This is a genomic window from Vibrio sp. 10N.239.312.D08 (genome assembly GCF_041466145.1).
Lineage (GTDB): Bacteria > Pseudomonadota > Gammaproteobacteria > Enterobacterales > Vibrionaceae > Vibrio > Vibrio crassostreae_C.
Map to the genome: position 1 here is coordinate 1 of NZ_JBFSSD010000064.1, position 25,898 is coordinate 25,898.

Here is a 25,898-nt window from a genome sequence, read left to right on the forward strand (position 1 = left end):
GAAGGTCTGTAGCGCTTGGAATGGATTTCTTGAGTGCAAAGATCGCGTCACAAAAGTGTGTACAAGAGATTGGATTGACCTGATCAGTTAATTTTCCGGATTGGTATTAGAAGAGAGAATTTAAACTCTTTGGGATAACCGCTGCTACGCAGTGAAAGTGGGGTGGCGATGCGTGTGTAGTATACGCTATTTGGAAGTCTCAATAAGTACATCTGTGCTACCTTTCTGTGCGAGATGATTTTCGAGGCTTTAAATACGAAAAAACCGCTGTAAAAACAGCGGTTTAATCTTTAAGAGTGGTGGAGGGATAGGGATTTGAAAACTAGATAGCCCCACCATCTTTTATAATAAAATCAATGAATTACAAATGATTTTCTGCTTGAAAATTTGTAATATTTAGACAAATGTTACACTCTTTAGGTACACCTGTATAGCCGTAGGAGACGAAAAAAAACCGTTCAAGGTGAACGGTTTGTATTGAGTATTTTGATTTTAAAATAGATTATTCATCTGGGTGAGTACCTGAGCACCCTCTGCTGTTTTCCTATATAGTGCGTAACGAGTTTTCACCATTGTTGTTGAACTATGGCCTAACATTGACGCAATATTCTCAAATGAAATGTTTCCATCAGCACAAACTGTTGCGAAAGAATGTCGACAAGGCTGTACACCTCTATAGCAAACGCGGTTTTTTAAAGCGGCTTTACTACGATTATATAAACTTTTGGGATTAACAAATGCTTGGTTAGTCATCGGATCTCGAACAAGCGGCAGCTCTGATGAGCTGGATGACACAGCCTGTTCGAAGCCAATGTTGTTTCGGTTTGAAATTTTTTTGATAGCCTCAACACTTGATGTATTAAGTACAATCACTCGATTTGAGCTTCGGTTTTTTGTGCTCCTTGCGGTGGTTATTGCTAGTGCCTTGTTAATTACAAGTTCAAATGTGTCAGGCGTATCTCCTTTACGCAAGTCATTTAACGTCAGCGCAACTAACTCTGATGGGCGCAGCCCCGTACAGATCGCTAGCAAAAGAATCAATGCCATGTAGCTGGTTAACAAATCACTATCGTCATTGGCAATACGTTTAATTACAGCAATCTCATCATTCGTATACGGCTTTGCAACAACCTCTTCATCACGACCTAAAACCTCAAGCGCTTCAGCGCATGGATTAGATCTGAGTAGTCCTTGTTTGTAGATATATGAAAAAATACGCTTTAAGTATGATGCGTAGTTGTTCCGAGTTTTTTTAGCGTAACCAACGTCACCGTTTGGCTTAGTTGCGCTAAGCATCGTCACATTAACAAACTCTTCAAGATCATGAGTCGTCATGCTTGCTACTTTTTGGTCACCGATGAATTTATCAATAGTATTTGCATAGCTGCAATAGCCAAGATACGTAGATTCCGCAATGTGTGGCTTGATATGCTCTAAAAATTTTTTGTTCAGTTTATTGATTGTGATTGAGGTTGGACGCTTCATTTTCCACTTCTTATTTGCGTTAAGTTGAGAAAATTATTGCGTTCCAAAAGGTTTGGTTCAATACATCTCACGCCCAAATGGACAATTAAAAATCCATAATTATTAATAGGTTAGTGCGAAAGCAACCTAAGTGCCTAAAATGCTTCAAATCTTATGGCAAAATTTTTTTTGCACTAAACGATGAAAAATCACTAGATAATACCCGTGTAGAACAGAGTCAATACAGAAACGATAAACAATGATATTGGTCAGGTGTGCCGCATACGTAATCATTGAAGGAGTGGTTTGTGTGATATTGCACCTATCCCTCCAAAATCCGCGACGAAGTCGCTGCTGTTGGCTTTAGATCGCTTGTCGATCACCCCGTCACTTGTTTCATGTGACTTAGTAGTAGGTAGTAATCTAGATCTTAAAAGAAAAGATACTAAGGGTCTCCGCAGGTCATTAGCACCAAGTGCTGCAGCGATTCTTTGGTACAGCTCGTGGGGAATATTGCTTGTTATGGGACAACGAAAAGGGTTGTGATGACAATGAGTGGGGCTTTCAGTTACAAAATTAAGGGAAAATTTTTGAGTTGCTATTGAAGGTGGCATTTTGATTCATTAACCTTCAACAAAAATCATGAATCAAACAAAAACTGAAGCTTTACCACAAATCAATCTAAATGATCTAACCCCACCATGTCCTTATAGTGGTGGCATACTAAAGCTCAAAAATGAGTGGGTATTTGCCGACTATGACATGTCGATTCAAGAAATACGCTTGATCTACTATGTTATTAATAGGTTCGATGTGTCGGAATATTTTGCTAAAGACGGAAATTTTATGTCTTCGGCGGAGTGCGATGCGATCCACAAATATGGAAGCGTTGAAAATCGCTCTATATTGCTTCCTCTTAAAGACATGCACAACGCCATATCTTGTAATAGCAAGAGCAAGTCGTACAGCCCGATAGTTAATGCCGCTTATTCACTGGTTAACAAACAAATCAAGTTAAACAATCAGGATAAGTCCTCTGAGGTGATAGATGTGCTGAAGTCAGCATCAATCGTGAAATGCCCAGATACCAAGTTAAAATGCCTGTTACTCACTTTCTCGATAGAATTCATGCCGTTTATCATCGGGGTGAGAGGATACAAGAAAGTAGACATAAATCATGCCTTTAAATTTGAATCACCAATAGCAGTGCGCTATTACCACTGGATGCTTCACTGCCTCAAAGGCAAGCAAAAAAATAGTTTTCCTATCGACATTAATACATTGAGAAATCGGCTTGCACTTGAAGGCGGTATCAAGGAAAAGCACTTTTATAAACGAATGATCGAAAAGCCTCTTAAAGAAGTGATGAATTTGACAGACCTGAAGGTTACCGTTGAAACAATCGTCAATAAACAAAAAAGAGGTCATCCTCTCCAACGGGTTATTTTTAAGGTGGAGAAGCAATCGGTGAAGTTATCCGCCACCTAAAAAATTTCATATACTTCAAGTAAATGAATTTTTTTGATCTGAAAATATCTACCATTAACCGAGTTCTTGTACAGCTCATAGATGATGACAAACTCAGGCTGAAGTTGTTTAGTACCATCCATGAGCTGAATAAATTGCTTGAAGATTGTGACCGAAAATCTATAGCAATACGCAAAGCGGTCATTCGAGAAATGTTGGAAGATAGACTTCAAACAGATCGAGAGTTACGTTTGATCGTGTTGAGGCTACGCACCGAAGCTCGCAAAGAATTTTTGAATGCAATGAAGAGAGAGCAAGATTCTCTGTGGATCTACTACTTGCTAATGATTAAGGCAGATCTATTGACACCTAAATACAAGAAGAGCTTCTAATTTTTCTGAGAAGTGTCGCGCGCCCAGTTTCGTATGAGCCTAGGCTTACACTCATTTGGGCGTGAGTTGTGTTGATTAGTTTAGTCTGGTGAAAAATAATGAACGGAATACAACTTCACGGCTTTGAGGAATGCTTAAAATGAGTAATGTTAAAAAAGAATTATATATTGAAGATCTTAAATTTGAAGCTGCGCTATGGGCTATAAATAAACACAATAAATACAAGGTTAAAGGTGAGCCAGATTCGGCTCTGGAAATCTACTACAGCTTTGGGGATTACTTGGATGGTGAGAGCCTAGACACAGTAGTCGTAAACCTCAAAGATCGTATCGATTTTTTAAACAACATGTTTAATGATGCTAGAGCCATTAAATTTGCCGAAGACCATTTAGTAATTAACGATATCTAAAGTGGTCGCTTTCTTGGGTGAAACCCCGAGCACAATCGCAGATTGTATAGTGAGTACACAATCTTCGATTGTCGGGGGATTGTGTATACATGTGGAGAATGTGTATTCTTTTATTAAAAAGAGTATATGGCAACGACAATATTACGGTTTGAAAAGATCAAAAATATGGCGAACATCCGCCAATGTGGAGCGCATCAGTTCCGCCATCACCTAGACACCCCAAATGCTGACTCAGCGAAAAAATCGAGAAACCACACCTTCTTCGGCAGCGGTAATCTAAGCAAAGACGTCCAGTCTCGATTGGAACGACTCACGAAACCACCACGTAAAAATGCAGTGTTAGCGATGGACGCTCTTGTGACTCTTTCGCCTGAACTTCTGAAAGACAATAAGAACCTTAATATATGGGCAAATCGAACCAGAGACTGGCTCAAAGAGCGGTTTGGTGACAACGTGGTGAGTGCGGTGGTGCACCTTGATGAGTTGAGTCCCCATATGCATTTTACTGTTGTCCCTATCGATGAAAAGCCTGATGGTAGAATAGTTTTAAATGCGCGAGACCTGTTTAACAAATGGCAGTTAGCAGACATGCAGCGCAGTTATAATCAAGCCATGCGTAAGTACATTCCAGATATCATTCCACCCCGACATGGCTGTAAGGCAAGTCATACCACTATTAAAGCTTTTTATGCCGAAATAGAAGAAATCAGAGAAAATTTGCGTCAGCATTCTCAAGTTATCGCCACCGATGTGAAGGCGAACTTAGTGGACGTAACTAAGCTGCATTTTATAAGCCTTATAGAACGTTGTGTCCAAGAAGTAGAGGGTAAGTTGGGGTGTCAGTTGGAGGAACCCACTAGAGCACAGCTAATCTATGACTATCAACTGACTGTAGAGAAAGAACTCTCCAACATGCTTAATTCAGAGGTTATTTTTGAGTTATTAGATAAGAACATACAGGTATCAGCTAAGAAAACACATCCCAAGCTAAGATGACAAAGTATGAATGGTTTTAGAAGGGTGACTATTGTTACTTTTCGACCACTCCTAAATTTCATGTAGTTATCGATTAGTATGGTCAAGTCTTTTAATAATGCGCCGCCCATAATGTGCCTCTAGGTATTCAGGTAGAAAAAAGGATGCCAGTTGGCACCCCTTTTATTATCAATGTGAGCAATTATTTTGTTCGTGGTGGAAGTGCGTTAATTGCCGCTTCAAGATCTTCAGTCTTGGTTCCAATCGGAATGTTATAGTGTGCATACAGCACATCATCTGCATGATCGCTCCAAACACCATCCCATCCAAAGCCTCGGAAGTGCTGGGGATCATGAAAAATAAGACCATCTGGTTGCTCGAATGAGTATCCAAAGTTCACCCACCCAAGTGCGTGAGCAAGCTCGTGAACAATCAGGAGTTTTGGTGCAGTACATTCATCGTTTTCATCTGGTAAGTGAATCCAGCCAAATCCTGCATCGGTGGTGAATTCATTGTTGCCGTTAATTGTATGAAAACCACTGTTACCTTCCGGTGTAGCTGCCCAAGATCCGCAGTAGGAGCCTTCGCCCTTATCGGACTCCGTGCCAGTTGAAATGATAATTCCGCCTCTTGCGTCGTGGGTATTTTCAAGTTCAACGTAGCGGTTGTCGGAGTTTGTAGGAGAGGGCCATCGCTCAATGTTAACTTCGCTTTTTGGCATCGTTTTGCTGATTGTGTCTACGTCTTTGAACATTTTGCGGCCAACTACATCTTCTATGTGCGCAATCGCCTCAAACACAGCATTAGGGATGGGTTTATCAACACCATCTGGATCGTTGAAGAAGATTTGAATTAAATCATCACCGTCCGCATTGTAGCGTGAAAGAACACCTTTCTCGGGTGGATCGGCAGGGTCAAGAGCACAAAGGCTTACCTTGCTAATGCCTTCAGATTCATCAATATCATCAAGGGGCTTGCAATCATGGCGATCACCATCATAGTTATAGTCAGTGTTATCTAGATCAATTGGATAGTTGTAGTCGTGATTGATACGGATATTGCTAAAGTGGTTGTTGTTCAGTGCTGTCAAGATTTCAAGCACTGACTCTTTTGGTGAAGTGGGTGGGTTGTCATCACTGCTATCATCTTTACAGCCGATTAGGGCTGTCGCTGTGAGCGCTATCAGCGCACAATGTTTTAACTTCATACTCATTCTCTTTGGATAATTAATTTGGGTGTTTCTTAACTACACTGACAGCACCTAATAGTTTGATATTAACCATTAGGTTATAAAGCGAATGCATATTAATTTATTGTCACATCATGATACAAAGCAAAACATGTAACCATTTGTTTATAAGAGAATCATCATAAAATGCGCGAATGAAACTTAGTCAATTAAGATTATTTTGTGATGCTAAATTTTATTCTGATTTGGAGGGAAGTGTTCGCAACCATCGGCATACGCGGAGCTTTTCAATATTTTCTGAGAGCACAGAAAGTTGGATGCTCTTACCGTATCGACCATAGGTCAATGTCTGTTTACTGTGGCCTACAAGCTCGCTAGTGATGTACTCTTCTACGCTCGCTTGTTGAAGCTCGTCAATAAAAGTATGCCTTAAGCTATGCAATGTAGGTCGTGTTTTTTCGATGAAGCCACACTGGTTAAGCACTTTGCTAAATCGCAGAGCGAATGACTTTGACCAATCTTTATCAATACCGATTGGCTTGAAGCCAAACAGGTTTACTTGTTGGTGCTCTACACGGTTATTAACGTAGTCAATAAAGCCTAGTTCGATCAAGCATGAATGCAGCGGTACAATGCGACTCGCATAGTGAGATTTTAAATGTCGATCATCACCTTTATCGTTGATATCAATGCACCAAATCCCCTCTTTTTGATATACGTCGTTTGTCTTTAATTGACATATTTCACCTGATCTTGCCCCAGTGTAAAGAAGCAAAAAAGGAAGCCAAAAGTTTTCTTTCATGACTTGTGTGTCAGTGTCTAAATCTGGAACTCTAGTAAAGTTTTGATGTTTAAAGAGCGTATCAAGTTGCGTATTGCTCCAGCGATTTCGCTGAGAAGACGGTTTGGCTTTGGCGCTAGCAGGAATCTTGATCTTTAACGAAGCAAGGGGATTGGTGGCTATTACTTGCTTTCTTCTTAACCATTCACAGAATTGTTTTGTTGCAGAAAGGTACTCTTTCTTAGTTTTGTAGCTATTTTTCATATTTAGCAACGTATCCTCATAACGTAAGGAATCATTGTAAGTGAGTTGCTTTAAAGGCTTGTCTAACAGTTTGATGAAGTGGCTAATTCTGGTTTTCAACAATGATATCGAACTATGACGTATTTCGCTTTTCTCTTTAAATTCAAGAAAGTCATTTAAATAGGTTGTATTGGCCTTTTCTGGGAGTTGCTTAGGCTTATGGGGTACTACACCCTTAAGCGTATCTCGTGAAGCAGTAGAGGTGCTATTAAAACTTCTATTCTGTAGATGTTTAACTCTACTACGGAGTGCTTGTATAGATTCAGGGGAGTATGGGGAGCTTGATTGTGTCTTGATCCAAGGCCTCACGATGTGTAACACCATGACTGAACGGTCTATTGCTTCAGAACGATTTTTAGTGTGGAGCGAGAATCGGATTTCGCTTGGATAGCCCAAAGCTTTAAGTCGGGCAGGTAAGCTAATTCTGGTGTAGTAATTGGAGTTGCGGTTCTTTGTTAGATACATGATCGTGACACCTGTTAGGATCATGCAAAAAATCGTAGACAAGAAAAAAGCCCAAGTCTTTGTAAATCAATGACTTGGGCTTTATAAAAGTGGTGGAGGGATAGGGATTTGAACCCTAGAACCGCTATTAACGGTTGCCGGTTTTCAAGACCGGTGCTTTCGACCACTCAGCCATCCCTCCAGTGGCGTGAATAATATAAGGGGTGGAGGATCTTGTAAACCCTTAATTTTCATAATTTTGTTTTGTTGCTTGTTTTCTAATCATTCACGGCAATAAAAAAGGGAAGCCATTGGCTTCCCTTTGCTGTTTGCTGATTATTTAGTCATTTTTTGTGTAGAAACGCTGTAGCTCTGTCAGGCCTTGCATCAACACAGGTAAGCGAGGGCTTACGTTTTTCAGGCGCTTGTAATTTTGGTCGTACAATTTGTAGTTACCAAATTTATCCAACACCGTTGTTTGCTGGTCAGTAACAAGAGCAAGTTCACGAGAGTCGCCCGCGAGAATCCACTTTCTGTTACGTTCATTAAACAGGCTGCGACCACTACTGAAATCTGTTGGGTTCGAAGATACACCCAATAGCTCTTGCATCAGTGTTACTGACACGTCTAGATGACTAGAACGGTGGGTGTATTCAGAAGCAGACTTGCCAGGCCAGCTGATAAACAGTGGTACTTGTAACTGATAACGACTGTAGTTGGAGTTTGCACCCCAGCTGTTGGTTTTGGTTTCGTTAAACTCAGTACCGTGGTTAGAGGTAATGATAACCACCGTGTTATCGGCAAGCTCTAAGCGTTCCAGTTCAGCGTAGATAGTTGCTAGCTGAGCATCGGCCGCTGTCGCCGACTTTTGATAGTCTGCTGCAAAACGCTCTGCTGTCGTTAGCGTAGAGTCCGACTCTGAACTTGAATCGTAGCTGGCGAAGTTATCCAGTGTGGTTAATTCAATAAAGTTAAACCAAGGGCGTTTAGCTTGCGGTGATTGAATCCAGTTAGACCAAGCTTTTATGGCACTCTGGTCATCATAAGTTGCTTGCTCTGGCATCACATCACGGCCTCGGAAGATGATATCCGAGTACAGTGCATCACTAAAGTTGTCGCCACTGAAAGCAGCGAACTTGTAATCGTGATTCTCTAAAACTTCGAGCAATACTGCGCTTGACCCCTGAGCTTCAATGCTGCTTGCGTAGCTGCTCGGTAGGCCGTAGAACAAGCCAAAAATACCAAACATATCGTTACTTGAACTGTAGTGGTTGGTGAAGTTGATCGACTGTTGTGCGTAGGCATAGCTGTTTGGCATCGCTGTCGCATTAAGAGCGTCAGAGCGAAGGTTGTTCACACTCACCATCAGGATATTAAGATCATCACTGCGGCGGTTGTATTGAATTTTTTCTAGCGGGTAGCTAACTAGGTTTACGTTCTCTTTGTTCGCTTCTAAACGCTCAAGGTACTCTTCACGGTCTAATAGGCCATGTTTTTCCATAAAGCTTTTCGCTGTCATTGGGTAAGACAGTGGGAAGTTCGCTTTCTGGCTAGTAATTGGGTTATAGAAGTACGCATCAGCCCACATGTAGGTCAAGTGGCTGCTGATGAAACACAAGAAGAAGACGGCAGTAATCGGACGGCCAATGTGTTTATGAGACAGTTTACGCTGCTTACGCCAAACCCACTCAGACAGACCAAGCTGTAGTAAGAAGATAAATGGCATAACAATGAAGAGGTGCTGCAAATCAGACGTGAATGCAGATTCCTCTCCACTGAATAAAACCTCCCACACGACAGGCGTCAGGTGGAGGTTTATATTTTGATACGTTTGGGTATCAATCAGTAGGACAGTTAAACCTATGGTCGCGAAGATAACGGCAACCAAACGTAATAACTTCCTCGACGGAAGAATAAAAGTGAGCGGGAACAGCACTAATAGATAGAGCGCGAACACTAAAAAACCAAAATGACCAACCCACGATGCAGCCAAATAGAATTGGCCTAGCAAGGTTTCTGGCCAAGCAGATTGAGTAATATAACGAGTACCAATCAACATCGCAGCAATGATGTTGAAAAATGCAAACCAGTGACCCCAACCAACCAGTCGAGATACACGATCGCTATATGAGTTTGCGCTGTCTACCATTTATAATTCTTTTATCCGTCAATCAAATTTAGTGAGACTTTTTATCTTCAAGAGAAGAAATTAAAGCCTCGGCAAATTTTTCAGCAATTCCTTTGCGTTGTGAAGCAGCAACATTCTGATTTAAGACATTGGTTGCGATATTTCCAGCGATCATCAGTGAAAGTTCTGGCGAAGCTTTGTGCTTAGTTAGTACAGCACCTACTTCAGCTAGGATTTTTTCAACTTGATCATCTGTGTATTTAGATATAATCGGCATAAGGACTCTAATAATGATAGTAAAAGCGGCTTATGATAACCTACTATGCACGACAACTGAAACCTGAACGGTAATATTTTCACTATGAGCCTTCACCTTTCCAACGTAATTTTACACCAGCTGAGCAAGAACGATCAGGATGAGCTGATTGTTAACTATCGTGCTGAATCTCTAGAAAACGATGCTTCATCTGAAAGCCTAGTTGCTGAACTTCACCGTGTTTTTAATTCAAAAGCAGGCAAAGGGTTTGGTTCTTTCAAATCTGACAGCGAATTCCAGCAGTGGTTGCATCAACTTCGTGCTGGTGAGACAAACTTTTACGATTTTTCTCAAAAGAGTGCGCAACGTCTAAAAGACGAACTATCAAAGTACCCATTCGCTGACGAAGGTATCTTGGTAATGGCTGAATATCAGTCACTTGCAACAGATTACCTTTTCATTGGTTTATTGCCTTCAAACCAAAGCCTAAAGGTAACTGAAGGGCTTGATATTAGTGCGACTGACTACCTTGATATCTCAAAAATGGATATCGCGGCTCGCCTAGACCTTTCTACTTATGAGACTGATAAAGAGTCAAACCGTTACTTAACTTATATTAAAGGACGTGTTGGCCGTAAAGTCGCGGATTTCTTCTTAGATTTCTTACAAGCTGAAGTCGGTTTGGATGCGAAACAGCAGAACCAAGTACTGATGCAAGCGGTAGAAGACTTCGTTTCTGACTCTAAATTAGAGAAAGAAGAAGCGATCAGCTACAAAAAGCAGGTTGCGGATTACTGTAACGAGCAGCTTAAAGCGGGCGATGAAGTACAAGTTCGTGAACTTTCTGGTGAGTTGCCAGCAAGCACAGATGGCACAAGCTTCTTTGACTATACTAGTGAGCAAGGCTACGAGTTAGAAGACAGCTTCCCAGCCGATCGCGCAACTATGCGTAAACTAACAAAATTTGTTGGTGCTGGTGGCGGTTTGAATGTTAGTTTTGATAGTCTGCTTCTAGGCGAACGTATCTTTTACGATCCAGAGACAGACACGCTAACGATTAAAGGCACTCCACCGAACTTACGTGACCAACTGACTCGCAATAAGTCATAGTCCGAAGTTAACGGATAAAAGCGGCAGCAGGACGTTGTCGCTTATTTTGTGCTTAATCTTTTAGCTACGGTCATGGCTTCAAGTTAACACGCACAAGGAATATAGATGGAACAATCAGTAGCAAAGCCCAAACGCTTTAAAAAACCAGCCACTTTTTTGGTTGTGCTCTTGGCTCTGTGGTTACTTCCTTCATTGGCTCTTCTTAATCTAAGCCGTTCCTACACCAATTCTCTTGCTCAAATCGAAGAGCTCGGTATTCGAGTCAACGAGTTGAGGCAATCGCTTTATTTCTCAGAACCACTTCGAGTCTCTCGTATCAATGATCTCGCACTCGATGCTCAATTGGTTTATTCGATCCGACTGCAGATTGAATCTGATTTCCAACACGCCTTGTTTCGTCCTGATGTGAACCAACTGTTATACGTAGCCGATCAGTTCCTTGAAAAGTTCGATGAGTTCATTCCAATCGAAAGCCAAGTTCAAGACATCGTTGATAACATTAAGATCTTGCGTGCGGATAAAGAGCTTTCCCCTAAGCTAAAACCGCTCCTCAACGAATTCGGTGTTGTGGTATTTGAAGCCATGTATTCTGAAAATCAAAGTTCGTCAGCGACTTATCGCGCCTTTGATTCCATTCTAGAAAAATCTTATTCCTTAGAAAACGAAGAACAAGATGCACTCCAACAACTACTGGCTGATGCGTCAGCATTGTTGAGTGATTACGCTCAGCTTAACTATTTGGTTGATAAGATTAAGAAAAACTCAGTAAATGAACAGATCATAAAACTCGAAGCTGAGTTCCATGATCGTCAATTCAACCTATTGTTGGTGATGCTAGGCTTAAGCTTGGTGGCGATGAGCGGGATAGTGTTGTGGGGCGTTAGATCCAAAAAAACGATTACAGAAGCCGGTCACGAACTCAGTTCTGAGCCTGAAATTGATTCCAGTAAAGAAAAGGCTTCTTCAAGCGACGTGGTTTCCTCAGCCGTGAAACAAGCAGATAATGACGCTTATGTGCCTGAGAACACGTCAACGCGCCAGTCTTCCGACTCTCAACCTCCGCAGAGCGTTAGCGTCACAAGGCATGTTCAGCAACACTCTGTTGAGCAAGCCCGTGAACCGACGCCAGTAGAAGAAAAGCACATTGCCAGTGTGACAGATTCAAAGCCTGCAATTGATATCGAAGACATGTTAGAAACGCTCGATGGTGATGCTGAGTCTGTCGAACTCTTGCTTGGTGTGTTTGTACAAGACCACGCAGGTGACTACGAGAAGTTTAAGTCTTTGTTGACCAAAGATGAAACCTCTGCCGCACGCATTGTACATAGCTTAAAAGGTGTGGCTGGCAGTATTAAAGCGTCTCGGTTGGCGATTATTGCCGCGAGTATTGAAATGACAATGAAGCAGTCCAGAGCCATCAGCGAACACGACCTAGAAGAACTAGAGCAGGCAATAAAAGCCTCTGTGGATTCTGCTCATGAATATTTAGACAGTCAGCGTTAACTTTTACAGGAATTTTGACAATACTCTGACGAAGCGCTCATACAATCCGCGCCCTTAGTCTTTGTCAGAGGTTTATATGTTACGAGTTTCGATTCGAAGTTGGATGGTGTTGGTGCTTAGCATTGTGCTAAGTGGTTGTTCTCTCTTAGAAGTTAAGTTAGATAGTCAAACGACGCCTCTCACTCAACAAGAGTTAAATGCTCGGCTCATGACGCGTGAATACGCCAAGATGTTTTTTACACGAGTAGAAGACTCGGCTGATTTAATCGCGCAATTTTATCCTGCTGATGACACTTTACATCAATCTTATGTGTTGCTTTGGAAGATCCATGCAGAGCAGGGATTACAACAAGCGGCTTACCAAACTTCCCCAATGTCTGCGTTAATTGACTCGTGGGTTTTCACTGCCCAAATGAATCAGTTTTATAGCCAAGGCGACGGCGCGGATCTGTTCGCGACTGATGATGCAGTAGAGACCGCTCGTTTTCTTGATCAAGAAGCCGAGAAGCTGGCAAAGGGTGTATTGAGCTCGAGTGATTTCAAAAACAGCAAAGCGTTCGTTGCGCAGTTTTCTGCTAGCCACCCATTTAAAGACCTCACATTCAGAAGCACACCTGCTTACCGTGAATGGCTAAATTACCTTGGTAAAGACGAATCGCAAATCGTTCAGAGCTTAGGCACCATGCCAGAAGCAATGAGTGACGCATCTGATCGTTTAAGCCTTATGGCTGACCAGACACCAAAACTGATGTCGTGGAAGGCGGAGTTGGTTGCATTGAATAGCTCACTAACGGGTGAAGACCTATCGATGACTCTGGAAAGCCTTCGTCAAACATCAGCAAGCATGCAAGACTTCATTGAGAACAATCCGGAGTACATGCAAACACTGGCTTCTATTATGTCGACAGAAATGCAACCATTGCTCAACGACCTCAGTGATAAAACCGACCAAAAATTAGCGATGCTGAGTGATGAACGTGTGGCATTAGAAAAAATGGTGACACGTGAGAGAGAAGCTCTAGTAGAGATGATTGCGAAAGAGCGCATCGAGATTGCCGGCATTGTGACTTCAGAAAGAGAACTGTTCACGCAAGACCTTGATCGCGTCTCTCAAGAGGTGGTGGTACTGGCGATTGATAAGCTAATGGAGTTAATCAAAGGTGTGATTATCTACTTCATCCTGTTTATCTTAGTAGTGTTCTTTGCACCGTTAGGCATCGGTTACTGGTTGGGTAAACGAACCGCCAATAAATAGATAAATAAGTAAATCAGCAGATCAAAAAAGAGCGCTCTAGGGCGCTCTTTTTGCATTTATCCATTAACGTTTTGAGTTACGTTCGAAAGCGTTAGCTCCTGAACTTAAGCTTGTTGCTTGCTTAACTCGGTCGCTTCTTCAGCTTCAAACACTGGTGCTGTTGGTTCACACTTATCAACGAACCAACCCATGTAAGATGTCACGATAGTCACGATGATACAGATGAAGCTTAACCACATGAAGGGTGCGTAAGACAGCGTCGCAACACCAAGAATACTCGCCATGTAGATACCGTTATCACTCCAGGGAACCATACCCGACGTTAGCGTGCCACCAAACTCAGCATTACGCGATAGGTTCTTACGCTTGTAGCCTAAACGGTCGTAGTTTTTCGCACAGATTTTTGGCGTAAGGATTAACGATACGTACATTGCAGAACCGAACACGTTACCCATGAAGGCCGTACCAATTGTGCTCGTCGCTAGTGAGCCTGCGCTGTTTACGCGGCGCTCAAACACCTTAGCGATTGTCTCTAGTACGCCCACTTTATCCAGTAAGCCACCGAAACCTAGACCAAATACGATAACCGCAACTGAACCTAGCATTGAAGACATGCCGCCACGGTTAAGAATCGAATCAATAAACTCTACGCCAGATGAGATTGAGAACGGTGCCCAAGCCGTGTTGAATGCCGTTAGGAAGTCGATATCTTGGATCATGACTGCCCAGATAATACCCAGCAGAGAACCAAAACTGATGACCGGGAATGAAGGCATACGGAAAGCCAACAGACCAAGCACGATAAGTACCGGAACGAATGAGTAAGGCGTGATGTAGAACTGAACTTCCATCGCTTTGATGACAGAGTCTACTTGGCTCATGTCAACGTTGCCCGCGTAGTGGAAACCAAACGCAGTAAACATGATGCCTGTAATCACGTAGCTGATTAACGCAACTGGAAGCATGCCCTTGATGTGTTCAACCACTTCAACACCAGACATTGAAGAAGCCAGAATCACTGAATCAGAAAGAGGAGACATCTTGTCACCGAAGTAACAGCCTGACAGCACGGCACCTGCAGTAATCGGTGCTGGAACACCTAGGCCTTGGCCGATACCCATCATCGCGATACCTGCTGTACCCGCAGCACCCCAAGAAGTACCGGTCGCCAATGCAGTTAGAGAACAGATGATCATGGTCGCTAAAAGGAAGATAGAAGGGTGGATAGCTTTCAGACCATAGTAAATGATAGTAGGTACGATCCCGCCTGAGATCCAAGTACCAACAAGAGCGCCAACGGCTAAAAGTATTAAAACCGCGCCTAAGCCATTGGATATTCCTTTGAGTGCTGCTTTTTCTAAGTCTTTGTATTGGTGTCCAAGACGAATACCAAGAACCATGATAATGAACCAGCCAATATACAAGGCAAGTTGAATTGGAAGGTCAAGCTTTGCAGTAAAGGAAAAAGCAAGGGATAGAAATAGTCCTAACGCGATGAATACCTGCAATAGGTTCGGTAGGCGAGTTTTACTCTGCTTCATAAAAGCCTCTTGTGATTTCGAGCATTTATAGTGCTTCGTTATAGTGTGTGGTGCAAAACGGACACTACAGTAATTAGTTTATTATATCGAAAAAATACGCCCAAGTTGTGATATTTGACTGTTAACTCAATCAATTGTGGTTTCATAATCTAAATTTTTGTTACATTCATGATTGTTACATGTTGAAATCTGTCGCACGTTGTTTTCGTTTTGTAAGATAAAACTCTGATTAACCTTGGTTTAAAAGAGGGGTTTACTGTTTGTGATGAGCGTCGATTGAATCGACTTTGGCGATGTAAATGTTTGAATTTGACGATAATGGACGCTTAATCAATGAGGTGGAGATGGAATGTCGATACAGAGATAACTGCACGATTCATTACGTTCACTTAAAAGAAACGAAAAAGTTACACTTTTTGACAAAAAGCACTTGAGTTCTGTTTCTGAAAAACTTATAGATGGGGGAGAGCAATTTTTAATTTATACATGGAGAGTGAGCGATGAGAGTAGGTCTAGTTGGTTGGCGCGGTATGGTTGGTTCTGTACTGATGCAACGTATGGTTGAAGAGAAAGACTTCGACTTGATTGAGCCTGTTTATTACAGCACATCTCAGATTGGTATTCCTGCCCCTGTTTTAGGTGGTAAAGATGCGGGTCTACTTCAAGACGCTTTTGATATTGATAGCCTAAAACAGCTTGATGCTGTGATTACCTGTCAAGGCGGCGATTACACATCAAAAGTATACCCAGCACTGCGTCAAGCAGGTTGGAAAGGTTACTGGATTGATGCAGCATCTACTCTGCGTATGGATGCTGATTCAATCATCACTCTTGATCCTGTTAACTTGGCTCAAATCCAGCAAGGCATTCACAGCGGCACCAACACGTTCGTTGGCGGTAACTGTACTGTGAGCTTAATGCTTATGGCTCTAGGTGGTCTGTACGAGAAAGGCATGGTTGAGTGGATGAGTGCCATGACTTACCAAGCAGCTTCTGGTGCGGGTGCTAAGAACATGCGTGAGCTGATCTCACAAATGGGTGTGATCAACGACAGCGTAAGTTCTGAGTTAGCAAACCCTTCAAGCTCAATTCTTGATATCGATAAGAAAGTGGCTGATACGATTCGTTCATCTTCATTCCCAACAGACCAATTTGGTGCTCCGCTTGCAGGCTCACTGATTCCTTGGATCGATGTGAAGCGTGAAAACGGTCAGAGTAAAGAAGAGTGGAAAGCCGGTGTTGAAGCGAACAAGATTCTTGGTCTAGATGGTCAGCCAATCCCAATTGATGGTACTTGTGTACGAATCGGTGCAATGCGTTGTCACGCTCAAGCACTAACGATCAAGCTTAAGCAAGACGTGCCAATGGACGAGATCGAAGAGATCATCGCAACGCACAATGATTGGGTTAAAGTGATTCCTAATGACCGCGACATCACGGCACAGGAGCTAACACCAGCGAAAGTAACAGGCACAATGTCTGTACCTGTCGGTCGTCTGCGTAAGATGTCGATGGGTAACGACTTCCTAAACGCCTTCACGGTTGGTGACCAACTACTTTGGGGTGCTGCAGAACCACTACGTCGTACTCTACGCATTATCCTTGCTGAGAAATCGTAATAGGCAAGATTGCTTAAATTCTATTAGCTGATAAACCGAAAGGGTTGACGACAAACGTCAACCCTTTTTAGTTTATTGCTACCTCGTTATTCGGCCCTCGAAACTGCCCTTAAATCTCTTCGCATCTCGCTACTCGAATCTCGTGTCTGCTTTTATTTCTCGTCGGTGACGACACGCTTGTCTGGATCCGCTAATTCGCTAGCACAGTGCTTGCAATACATGGCGTCTGAATCATGACCCGCTCGGTTACAGTTCGGGCACTTAACCAATTCTTTGTGCGAGTTCATCTCATTACTGAGTTCTGCAGTAATGATCCCGGTTGGCACTGCTAAGATAGAGTAACCCAATAGCATGGTCAGTGATGCTATGGCTTTACCAAGCGCGGTCTGCGGCACCATGTCACCATAACCTACCGTAGTGATAGTCACGATGGCCCAATAGATACTGTGAGGAATACTGGTGAAGCCATTGTCAGGACCTTCAATAACAAAGATCAAGGCGCCAAAGATAACCACCAAGATGCCGACGGTGCTAAAGAAGATCAGTATCTTTCGTCGTGCCATTAATAGTGAGCGCAACAGAATATTGGAATCTTGCAGGTAGCGAACCAGCTTTAGAATTCGGAAGATACGCATCACACGCAGCAGTCTCACCACACCCATAAATGAAGCGCCTGGGAAGATGATTGCTAGGTAGGTCGGAAGAATCGCCAATAGGTCAACGACACCATAAAAACTGGTGGCGTAAGATTTTGGCTTTGGGGAGCAATAGAGCCTTAACAAATACTCAAGAGTGAAGAGTGCAGTGAAGGTGTATTCGATATAACGCAGCTGTTGTGACCATTCGGTCATCACATTAGGGATGGATTCTAAGATCAGAACCAACAGCGAAGCCAAGATTGCAACGATCAGAGTTATATCAAATGCACGTCCGGCTGGCGTGTGAGTACCAAAGATAATGACGTACAAATGATGCTTGAGTGGCTTGCGTGACATAAGGAGAGGTTCGTCTTCTGTTAAATGCATTAACAGTCATTATACAAGCTTCATAATAACGAGGCGAGTGAAAGCCCAATTGCTTTACTCGCCTCATCTATATTTCAATATTGTTGCCCTTTATAGAGCAACCGAAATGTTGTTAAACGTTATGCCAAGCCTGGGAACAGATTACGTAGACCATTGGCGATGAACTCGATGCCCAATGCGCCAAGAATCAGGCCCATGATACGAGTGATCACGTTGATACCCGTTTGACCTAAAAAGCGAACGATAACCGGCGCTGAACGGAACAAAAGCCAAGAGCATGTTGCGAATGCGATGATACTAATGCCGATGCCGACCGTATCAATAGCAGCAGGGTAGCGAGACCCGTAAACAATGGTCGAGCTGATAGCACCTGGGCCTGCCATTAGCGGCATAGCCAGTGGAACAACACCGATTTGCTCTTTGCTGATGTATTCAGATTTTTCTTGTTTGTTCTGCTTATCTTCACCGAGCTTACCGCTCATCATCGAAAATGCGATGCTCAGTAATAGTAAACCACCTGCAACACGGAATGAGTCCAGCGAGATACTAAACATATCAAGCAGCATTTGCCCCGCAACAAGAGAGACAATGAGGATCACGGCAACAGCAATATTTGCTTGTAAGGCTGTCCTGTTCCTCTCTTCTGGCGGCATATGAGCAGTAAGAGAAACAAAAACAGGCATGATGCCGATTGGGTTTACGGCAGCAACAAGCCCAAGGAAGAATTGCATAAAAATTGCGAGTTCTAAGCCTTGCATGAGAGCGATCTCCAGTTAGCGTACTTAAGGTTGAAGGGTTGATCTGTGAATAGTTTAGGCGCGTAATGTAAGGGACAAAATCAATTTACGCGAATGAAAAAAACTAACTTGAAATGGGTGATTCTTTTTAGAAAAACTAATTGAATCTCACTTTTGTTTTAAGCCTGTTGCAAGCTAGTTGGTAGTGTTTCATTTTGTAATTTATTATTGAGTAACTGTTAACCGACGCACGAAATTAATAAAAACTATGTCAGAATCTAGCCCGTACAACGCTATGGATATACTCTCAGTAGCACGAATATAGCTGTATACATGTAATTTAACGGACTAAAAATGAAACTTTTTTACAGTTTATTACGCTATGTAGAAAAAAGTTGTCTGTTTGCTTGTTTTTTGCGCGAACGAAAAGTGTGAGTTTAATCTATATAAATCATGCTCTTAAGTTCATTTTTGCGATTGCCTTACTACTTTCTGGTTAATTCTTTTTGGGTAACTGATCTGGGTCAATTTTTTTCACACAGTGAAATAATATACTCAGCCCTGAAAGCAATTTACTAAGAACGCTGGTGTTTAAGGTTAACGGCAAGCAGCGAATTTAATAAAAAGTTTTTAATATTTATTATTTTAGGAGATCCACCATGCCTGTAACTAACTTAGCGGAACTTGATGCTCTAGTAGCTCGCGTTAAAGCAGCACAAGAAGAGTTTGCAACATTCTCTCAAGAGAAAGTAGACGCAATCTTCCGCGCAGCTTCTCTTGCTGCTAACCACGCTCGTATTCCACTTGCTCAACAAGCAGTTGCTGAATCTGGAATGGGTATTGTTGAAGATAAGGTTATCAAAAACCACTTTGCATCTGAATTTATCTACAACAAATACAAAGACGAAAAAACATGTGGCATCTTAGAAGAAGATGACAACCTAGGCACAATGACTATCGCTGAGCCTGTAGGTATCATCTGTGGTATCGTTCCAACAACGAACCCAACTTCTACAGCAATCTTCAAATCTCTAATTTCTCTTAAGACACGTAACGGCATCATCTTCTCGCCACACCCACGTGCAAAGAACTCAACTAACGACGCAGCGAAACTAGTTCTAGACGCAGCTGTTGCAGCTGGTGCTCCAAGAGACATCATCGGTTGGATCGACCAACCATCTGTAGAGCTTTCTAACGCGCTTATGAAGCACGACGGTATCGCACTTATCCTTGCTACTGGTGGTCCAGGCATGGTTAAAGCAGCATACTCTTCTGGTAAGCCTGCTATCGGTGTTGGTGCTGGTAACGTTCCTGTCGTTATCGATGAAACAGCTGACATCAAACGTGCTGTAGCATCTATCCTTATGTCTAAGACTTTCGATAACGGCGTAGTATGTGCTTCTGAGCAAGCTGCAATCGTAGTTAGCGAAGTATATGACGAAGTTAAAGAGCGTTTCGCTTCTCACAAAGCTCACGTTCTATCTAAAGCTGACGCTGATAAAGTACGTAAAGTTCTGCTTATCGACGGCAACCTAAACGCTAAAATCGTAGGTCAACCTGCTCCAGCAATCGCTGAAATGGCTGGTGTTAAAGTTCCTGCTGATACAAAAGTACTTGTAGGTGAAGGTCTTGGTAAAGTTTCTTACGATGACGAATTCGCTCACGAGAAACTATCTCCAACTCTAGGTCTATTCCGCGCAGATGACTTCGAAGACGCAGTTGCTCAAGCGGTAACTATGGTTGAAATCGGTGGTATCGGTCACACATCTGGTCTTTACACTAACCAAGATACTAACGCAGACCGCATCCGTTACTTCGGTGACAAGATGAAGACTGCTCGTATCCTAATCAACATCCCGACTACTCACGGTGGTATCGGTGACCTGTACAACTTCAACGTTGCACCTTCTCTAACTCTAGGTTGTGGTTCATGGGGTGGTAACTCTATCTCTGAGAACGTAGGTCCTAAGCACCTTATCAACAAGAAAACTGTAGCGAAGCGAGCTGAAAACATGTTGTGGCACAAACTACCTAAGTCTATCTACTTCCGTCGTGGTAGCCTTCCAATCGCAATGAGCGACCTAGAAGGTAAGAAACGCGCATTCCTAGTAACTGACCGTTTCCTATTCAACAACGGTTACGCAGATGACGTAGTTAGCTTGCTTAAAGCACAAGGCATCGAAGTTCAAACTTTCTTCGACGTAGAAGCGGATCCAACGCTATCTGTTGTTGAGAAAGGCGCTGAAGCAATGAAGAGCTTCCAACCTGACGTAATCCTTGCTCTAGGTGGCGGTTCTCCAATGGATGCTGCTAAGATCATGTGGGTTATGTACGAGCACCCAGAAACTCACTTCGAAGAACTAGCAATGCGCTTTATGGACATCCGTAAACGTATCTACAAGTTCCCTAAAATGGGTCAAAAAGCTGAGCTTGTATGTATCACTACAACTTCAGGTACAGGTTCAGAGGTTACTCCATTCGCTGTTGTTACTGACGACAAGACTGGTGCTAAATACCCACTAGCTGATTACGAAATCACGCCAAACATGGCTATCGTTGATGCGAACCTAGTAATGAACATGCCTAAGTCTCTAACAGCGTTCGGTGGTTACGATGCAGTAACTCACGCTCTTGAAGCTTACGTATCTGTTCTAGCGAACGAGTACTCAGACGGTCAAGCTCTTCAAGCTCTTAAGATGCTTAAAGAATACCTACCATCAAGCTACAAAAATGGTGCGGCTGACCCAATAGCTCGTGAGAAAGTACACAACGCAGCAACTATCGCTGGTGTAGCATTTGCGAACGCATTCCTAGGTGTGTGTCACTCAATGGCTCACAAAATTGGTGCTGAGTTCCACCTACCACACGGTCTTGCTAACGCACTACTTATCTCAAACGTTGTACGTTACAACGCGAACGATAACCCAACTAAGCAGACTGCATTCTCTCAGTACGACCGTCCACAAGCACGTCGTCGTTACGCTGAAGTTGCTGACCACCTAGGCCTAAGCCAAGCTGGTGACCGTACAGCTCAGAAGATTGAACGTCTACTGACTTGGTTAGAAGAGCTTAAAGTTGACCTAGACATCCCACTATCTATCCAAGCTGCGGGTGTTAACGAGTCTGACTTCATCGCTAAACTAGACGAGCTAGCTGTTGAAGCGTTCGATGACCAGTGTACAGGTGCTAACCCACGTTACCCTCTAATCACTGAGCTAAAAGAAGTTCTAACAACTTCTTACTTCGGCCAACCATACGTTGAAGGCGAAACTTTCGAAGGTACTACAGTTATCCTTAAGAAAGCAGACCAAAAGCCAGCTGAAGCGAAAGCGCCAAAAGCTAAAAAAGAAAAAGCTAACGCATAATAAGTAAGCATTAGTTTTGAGATAAGTTTTCGCTAGCACGATACTTATCTATCGGGAAAAGATGAAAGCCCCAGTCGAGAGACTGGGGCTTTTTTTATGTTTGGTTCGTTTGTAAAACGGATTGAGAGGCAATAGCTCTGCTACTTAATATGAGCTGAGCCAGTCATGTTCAATTGGAATAGGGAGTTAAACCTCTGCCGCGACAACTCGCCCACTGAAGTAGTCATTCGAGACAATGTATTCGGTTGTTCTGGTCAGCTCGTCTTGCAGCTGCGCCCAGTGACATCGGTTGAGCTTGCCATCGGAGTTATGAACGGCGGGAACAACGCCACCGACTCGAATGCCAAAGGGAGTCAGCTCTTTCGCCCAACTATGGGTAAAGCCAGTGATCATTGAGTTTGCGCTCTCTAAGCCAGACACATCGTGAAAGTCATCATGAGATATCACATTCACAATCACGCCTTCCTTATCTTCCTCTCGCAATCTCTCAGCACTGATTTGCCCAAATGCGAACAGGGTCGATGCCATCGATGAGAGATCATTAATAAAGCTGCTCACAGGCTGATCGCCAATTAGGCTAGGCATTGGGGAGCTTATCCAGTTATTGACCAGCACATCGGGTGTCGTGTTGAAGGTGGTTTGAATAAAATCATATACGCTGAGAATCGCTTGGCTGTCATTGCCTTTGAGCGTGTAGTGGTAAACAGAGTCAGAAAACCGGGCACACTGTAGATACGTCGCTTTAAGTGCTTCCGTGTCTTTATCACAAAGGATGACGGTGGCTCCAAGGTTAACAAAGTGGTTCGCAATCGCCCCCCCCAGTCGCGAGCCGGCAGATGTCACCAATATGATTGAGCTTTTTATTTCCATCCCAGTACCTAAACAAATCGTCCATGTCGGATAAGGATGGGTTAAAATTTATACAACGGGTGTGAATTGGTTCAAACTAAGGTGTGCCAATTAATAAGTTTTTATGAAGTTAGTGGCACGTCACATTTTGTAGTAACTTCAAGCGGTAACCGACATCAGGTGTTTTTAGGTTGCCTAAGGCTAGTGGTTCATATCATTCGTGTGAATACTTTGAAGTGTGCGAGTTAGTCGAAGAAGAGCTATGGATAGACAGCGAAAAAGGGAAAGGTAGGTGATCGCTATACTTGAGCTTGAATTTGATACCGACGTTGCGCGGTGGTTAGCTCATTGTAGAGCGTGGCATGTGGCAAATCAGGTAAATGCTTGTTTGCGAGTTTGCGTCGGTCATGACCAGAAAGGTTTTGGTAAACCTCTTCGGGTAAGTCGGCTGTATCTTCAGGCATGAAGGCAAGCGCTTCAGGTTTCAAGTAATGGCTGAGTTTGGCGCTGGCAAGGCTAGCTTGATGAAAATGATTAGATTGCTGAGCTGAAATCTCATATGAAGACTGGTTTGAACGCAGTTGTTGAGGTTCTGCTACGCCAAATTGTTTGCGCAGGCGATCTTCATTTGTCTCTGTGATTTCAATGGTGTCAATTGGCGTGCAATCACGGACATCATTAGAAAACATAGATAACAGCAACGCGAAATCTGCACGGCGACCTTGCTCAACCGCTTGGCTGATCCCGATGCCGAACTTCAGTTCGTTGATGATTCCTGCTTTGTCTAAAGTATGTATTTGCATGTCGCCTCTCATTGGATACACCTTTAACGGCATGGAGTCGGCAAACTTTAGTGTTTAATTACAGGCAAATAGAGAATTTATGTAGGGTTGGGAAGAAGGCTATCAATAGTTCGAGAAGTAAGCGCTATTGGCGGGTTTATTACAAAATGTTTAGATTTTGTGGAACACGACAGATACAAAAAAGCTCACGCCGAGGCATGAGCTTTCAATAGATAACTCGCTATAAATAGCGCAGCGTAAGCAATAATTACTTAGCTAGGTTCTCTTCTACGAAAGACCAGTTTACTAGGTTCCAGAATGCAGCCATGTAGTCAGGGCGAACATTGCGGAAATCGATGTAGTAAGCGTGTTCCCATAGGTCAACAGTTAGAAGTGGAGTAACACCTTCTTCTGTTAGAGGAGTAGCAGCGTTAGAAGTGTTAACGATGTCTAGAGAACCGTCAGCTTTCTTAACTAACCAAGTCCAAGAAGAACCGAAGTTGTTGATTGCTGAATCAGTGAATTTCGCTTTGAATTCTTCGAAAGAACCGAATGCAGCGTTGATAGCTTCTGCAACAGCGCCAGTTGGTTCGCCGCCCGCTTTAGGAGCAAGACAGTGCCAGTAGAACGTGTGGTTCCAGATTTGAGCAGCGTTATTGAAAACACCACCAGTAGAAGTCTTAACGATCTCTTCTAGTGTTTTGCCTTCAAACTCAGTACCTGGGATAAGGCCGTTTAGCTTAACAACGTAAGTGTTGTGGTGCTTACCGTGGTGGAAATCTAGCGTTTCTGCTGAGATGTGTGGTTCTAGCGCGTCTTTCGCGTAAGGAAGAGCCGGTAGTTCAAATGCCATTGCTCAATTCTCCATTGATATAAAAGAGTTAACTCTTTCGATTGCTTCCAGTGATATTATTATTCATGGCTCGCTATACTGCCAACCATGGTCAATTTGCTGACTTGCGATATAGTTTAGCAAGTTTTTACTTTATTAAAAGCTTATTTCATTACTTTTGTGTGAATTGTTAGCTTAGCTTGTTAACCGCTTTTTTTATATGGTTTTTATTCTTTTAGTTTGGGGTAGAATAAAGGCAATAAAAGCCGTAATCCATTAACGAGGAAGCAATGGAAACTATCGATAAAATCAAACAGCAAATTGAAGAAAACACTATTCTACTGTACATGAAAGGTTCTCCTAAGCTACCTAGCTGTGGTTTCTCTTCTCAAGCGTCTCAAGCTCTAATGGCATGTGGCGAAAAATTTGCTTACGTAGATATCCTACAAAACCCTGATATCCGTGCAGAGCTTCCTGCTTACGCACAGTGGCCAACTTTCCCACAACTTTGGGTTGAAGGTGAGCTAATCGGTGGTTGTGACATCATTCTTGAGATGTTCCAAAAAGGCGAACTTCAGCCAATCATCAAAGAAGCAGCGGCTAAAGTTGCTGGCGATGACGCTGAATAAGTTCTAGCCTTTGCGCTGAATAGTTAAAATGAGGGGCCTTAATCAGGCTCCTTTTTTGTTTGAATTGATCGAATCATTGACTCGATAAGGAATGAACAATGAACGTAAAACTTCATTATGTGCATGATCCAATGTGCAGCTGGTGTTGGGGTTACAAGCCAACACTTGAGTTATTGAAACAACAATTGCCTGCAAGCATTGAGTTTAACTATGTAGTGGGTGGTTTGGCCCCGGATTCTGATGAGCCAATGTCAGAAGAGATGAAAGGCAAGCTGCAAGCGATTTGGAAGCAGATCGAAGCTAAGTTGGGTACTGAGTTTAACCATGATTTTTGGACAGAGTGCCAACCTGTTCGCAGTACTTACCCTGCGTGCCGTGCCGTGATTGCTGCAGGTTTTCAAGACCACTACGAAGCGATGCTTGAAGCGATTCAACATGCTTACTACCTTCGAGCGATGTTGCCACATAGCCAAGACACACATTTGCAGTTGGCTGAAGAGCTAGGTATGAATGTTCAACAGTTTGAAAATGACCTTTCTAGCAAGTTATTGGAAAGTGAGTTAGATGACCAGCTAGGCTTTAAAGAAGCGATGGGTGTATTTTCTTACCCGACCTTAATGCTTGAAGTGAACGGCATCTTTAGTGAAGTTGAATTGGATTATCATTCAACGGAAGCGACGCTTAAGTCTATTCGCGAAATTTTAGTGAGTAATGCTCCCGCTGCGTAATTCAGCGAGAGTCATCTGTATTCGCAATGATTTCTAAGGCTTACTCATCAGAGTAAGCCTTTTTTGTTGTGCGCCGAGCATGGCGTTGATCTAGGAGGTGAAAGTCCTCTACGGG

General features: G+C 42.9%; 21 protein-coding genes, 1 tRNA gene and 1 pseudogene. 10 read left to right on the forward strand and 13 right to left on the reverse strand.

All coding sequences use genetic code 11. From position 1 onward, the window contains the following. Nucleotides 1-492: 492 nt before the first annotated feature. The gene (locus AB6D58_RS22175) at nucleotides 493-1,485 is read right to left on the reverse strand and encodes a tyrosine-type recombinase/integrase (protein ID WP_372057217.1); all 993 of its coding nucleotides are present in this window, start codon (nucleotides 1,483-1,485) and stop codon (nucleotides 493-495) included. A 621-nt stretch (nucleotides 1,486-2,106) separates the two neighbouring features. Here AB6D58_RS22175 and AB6D58_RS22180 point away from each other — a divergent pair. The 3 genes from AB6D58_RS22180 (at nucleotide 2,107) to mobV (ending at nucleotide 4,728) form a co-directional block, all read left to right on the forward strand. After that, the gene (locus AB6D58_RS22180) at nucleotides 2,107-2,952 is read left to right on the forward strand and encodes a replication initiation protein (RefSeq protein WP_372158518.1); all 846 of its coding nucleotides are present in this window, start codon (nucleotides 2,107-2,109) and stop codon (nucleotides 2,950-2,952) included. A 510-nt stretch (nucleotides 2,953-3,462) separates the two neighbouring features. After that, the gene (locus AB6D58_RS22185) at nucleotides 3,463-3,732 is read left to right on the forward strand and encodes a hypothetical protein (RefSeq protein ID WP_372057220.1); all 270 of its coding nucleotides are present in this window, start codon (nucleotides 3,463-3,465) and stop codon (nucleotides 3,730-3,732) included. Nucleotides 3,733-3,858: 126 nt separating this feature from the next. Further along, nucleotides 3,859-4,728 carry a MobV family relaxase gene (mobV, locus tag AB6D58_RS22190; RefSeq protein ID WP_372158522.1) on the forward strand — a complete coding sequence of 290 codons (870 nt, stop codon included), beginning with the start codon at nucleotides 3,859-3,861 and terminating at the stop codon, nucleotides 4,726-4,728. 181 nt (nucleotides 4,729-4,909) lie between these two features. Here the strand turns inward: mobV and AB6D58_RS22195 are convergent, their stop codons facing one another. The 6 genes and pseudogenes from AB6D58_RS22195 to AB6D58_RS22220 form a co-directional block, all read right to left on the reverse strand. Further along, a complete protein-coding gene (locus AB6D58_RS22195; protein ID WP_372158524.1) occupies nucleotides 4,910-5,914 on the reverse strand; it encodes a hypothetical protein in 1,005 nt (334 codons plus the stop codon). Between the two features lie 217 nt (nucleotides 5,915-6,131). Next, nucleotides 6,132-6,941, reverse strand: coding sequence for a site-specific integrase (locus tag AB6D58_RS22200; RefSeq protein WP_372158535.1), 810 nt, complete (start codon nucleotides 6,939-6,941; stop codon nucleotides 6,132-6,134). Nucleotides 6,942-7,322: 381 nt separating this feature from the next. Then, nucleotides 7,323-7,469: pseudogene (locus AB6D58_RS22205) on the reverse strand (DUF6538 domain-containing protein); the annotation flags it as partial. A gap of 66 nt (nucleotides 7,470-7,535) precedes the next feature. After that, nucleotides 7,536-7,626, reverse strand: a tRNA-Ser gene (locus AB6D58_RS22210). 138 nt (nucleotides 7,627-7,764) lie between these two features. Further along, nucleotides 7,765-9,573: a DUF3413 domain-containing protein gene (locus tag AB6D58_RS22215; protein ID WP_372158527.1), complete on the reverse strand. Its 1,809-nt coding sequence runs from the start codon at nucleotides 9,571-9,573 to the stop codon at nucleotides 7,765-7,767. Between the two features lie 28 nt (nucleotides 9,574-9,601). Continuing rightward, nucleotides 9,602-9,829, reverse strand: a complete 228-nt coding sequence (locus AB6D58_RS22220) for a YejL family protein (RefSeq protein WP_004734063.1) — start codon at nucleotides 9,827-9,829, stop codon at nucleotides 9,602-9,604. Between the two features lie 84 nt (nucleotides 9,830-9,913). Between AB6D58_RS22220 and yejK the strand changes: the two genes are divergently transcribed. The 3 genes from yejK to AB6D58_RS22235 all read left to right on the forward strand — a co-directional run bounded on the left by yejK (nucleotide 9,914) and on the right by AB6D58_RS22235 (nucleotide 13,676). Continuing rightward, the gene (yejK, locus tag AB6D58_RS22225) at nucleotides 9,914-10,918 is read left to right on the forward strand and encodes a nucleoid-associated protein YejK (RefSeq protein ID WP_017061190.1); all 1,005 of its coding nucleotides are present in this window, start codon (nucleotides 9,914-9,916) and stop codon (nucleotides 10,916-10,918) included. Nucleotides 10,919-11,023: 105 nt separating this feature from the next. Continuing rightward, a complete protein-coding gene (locus tag AB6D58_RS22230; RefSeq protein ID WP_372158529.1) occupies nucleotides 11,024-12,421 on the forward strand; it encodes an Hpt domain-containing protein in 1,398 nt (465 codons plus the stop codon). A gap of 76 nt (nucleotides 12,422-12,497) precedes the next feature. Then, complete coding sequence (locus AB6D58_RS22235) at nucleotides 12,498-13,676, forward strand: chemotaxis protein (protein WP_372158532.1); 1,179 nt, start codon at nucleotides 12,498-12,500, stop codon at nucleotides 13,674-13,676. Nucleotides 13,677-13,780: 104 nt separating this feature from the next. Here the strand turns inward: AB6D58_RS22235 and nhaC are convergent, their stop codons facing one another. Then, on the reverse strand, nucleotides 13,781-15,217 hold the full coding sequence (gene nhaC, locus AB6D58_RS22240; protein ID WP_372113458.1) for a Na+/H+ antiporter NhaC: 1,437 nt from the start codon (nucleotides 15,215-15,217) through the stop codon (nucleotides 13,781-13,783). A 500-nt stretch (nucleotides 15,218-15,717) separates the two neighbouring features. On the opposite strand from nhaC, the gene asd reads away from it, so the two are divergent. Then, nucleotides 15,718-16,836: an aspartate-semialdehyde dehydrogenase gene (gene asd, locus AB6D58_RS22245; protein WP_017061186.1), complete on the forward strand. Its 1,119-nt coding sequence runs from the start codon at nucleotides 15,718-15,720 to the stop codon at nucleotides 16,834-16,836. Nucleotides 16,837-16,988: 152 nt separating this feature from the next. Here the strand turns inward: asd and AB6D58_RS22250 are convergent, their stop codons facing one another. Continuing rightward, nucleotides 16,989-17,831 (reverse strand): ion transporter, encoded by an 843-nt coding sequence (locus tag AB6D58_RS22250; protein WP_029235134.1) that lies wholly within the window; start codon nucleotides 17,829-17,831, stop codon nucleotides 16,989-16,991. Nucleotides 17,832-17,980: 149 nt separating this feature from the next. After that, nucleotides 17,981-18,619, reverse strand: a complete 639-nt coding sequence (locus AB6D58_RS22255; protein WP_004734056.1) for a YchE family NAAT transporter — start codon at nucleotides 18,617-18,619, stop codon at nucleotides 17,981-17,983. A gap of 638 nt (nucleotides 18,620-19,257) precedes the next feature. Here AB6D58_RS22255 and adhE point away from each other — a divergent pair. Beyond that, complete coding sequence (gene adhE, locus AB6D58_RS22260) at nucleotides 19,258-21,963, forward strand: bifunctional acetaldehyde-CoA/alcohol dehydrogenase (protein WP_017061183.1); 2,706 nt, start codon at nucleotides 19,258-19,260, stop codon at nucleotides 21,961-21,963. A gap of 186 nt (nucleotides 21,964-22,149) precedes the next feature. Here the strand turns inward: adhE and AB6D58_RS22265 are convergent, their stop codons facing one another. From AB6D58_RS22265 to sodB, 3 genes are all read right to left on the reverse strand, one after another. After that, on the reverse strand, nucleotides 22,150-22,833 hold the full coding sequence (locus tag AB6D58_RS22265) for an SDR family oxidoreductase (protein WP_017061182.1): 684 nt from the start codon (nucleotides 22,831-22,833) through the stop codon (nucleotides 22,150-22,152). A gap of 278 nt (nucleotides 22,834-23,111) precedes the next feature. After that, nucleotides 23,112-23,615, reverse strand: a complete 504-nt coding sequence (locus AB6D58_RS22270; protein ID WP_276202729.1) for a VC2046/SO_2500 family protein — start codon at nucleotides 23,613-23,615, stop codon at nucleotides 23,112-23,114. Between the two features lie 247 nt (nucleotides 23,616-23,862). Continuing rightward, on the reverse strand, nucleotides 23,863-24,447 hold the full coding sequence (gene sodB, locus AB6D58_RS22275; protein ID WP_004734050.1) for a superoxide dismutase [Fe]: 585 nt from the start codon (nucleotides 24,445-24,447) through the stop codon (nucleotides 23,863-23,865). A gap of 269 nt (nucleotides 24,448-24,716) precedes the next feature. Here sodB and AB6D58_RS22280 point away from each other — a divergent pair, with 269 nt between their 5' ends. Next, nucleotides 24,717-25,055 carry a Grx4 family monothiol glutaredoxin gene (locus AB6D58_RS22280; RefSeq protein WP_004741702.1) on the forward strand — a complete coding sequence of 113 codons (339 nt, stop codon included), beginning with the start codon at nucleotides 24,717-24,719 and terminating at the stop codon, nucleotides 25,053-25,055. A 98-nt stretch (nucleotides 25,056-25,153) separates the two neighbouring features. Continuing rightward, nucleotides 25,154-25,783 (forward strand): DsbA family protein, encoded by a 630-nt coding sequence (locus tag AB6D58_RS22285; protein WP_017061180.1) that lies wholly within the window; start codon nucleotides 25,154-25,156, stop codon nucleotides 25,781-25,783. Nucleotides 25,784-25,898: the final 115 nt, after the last annotated feature.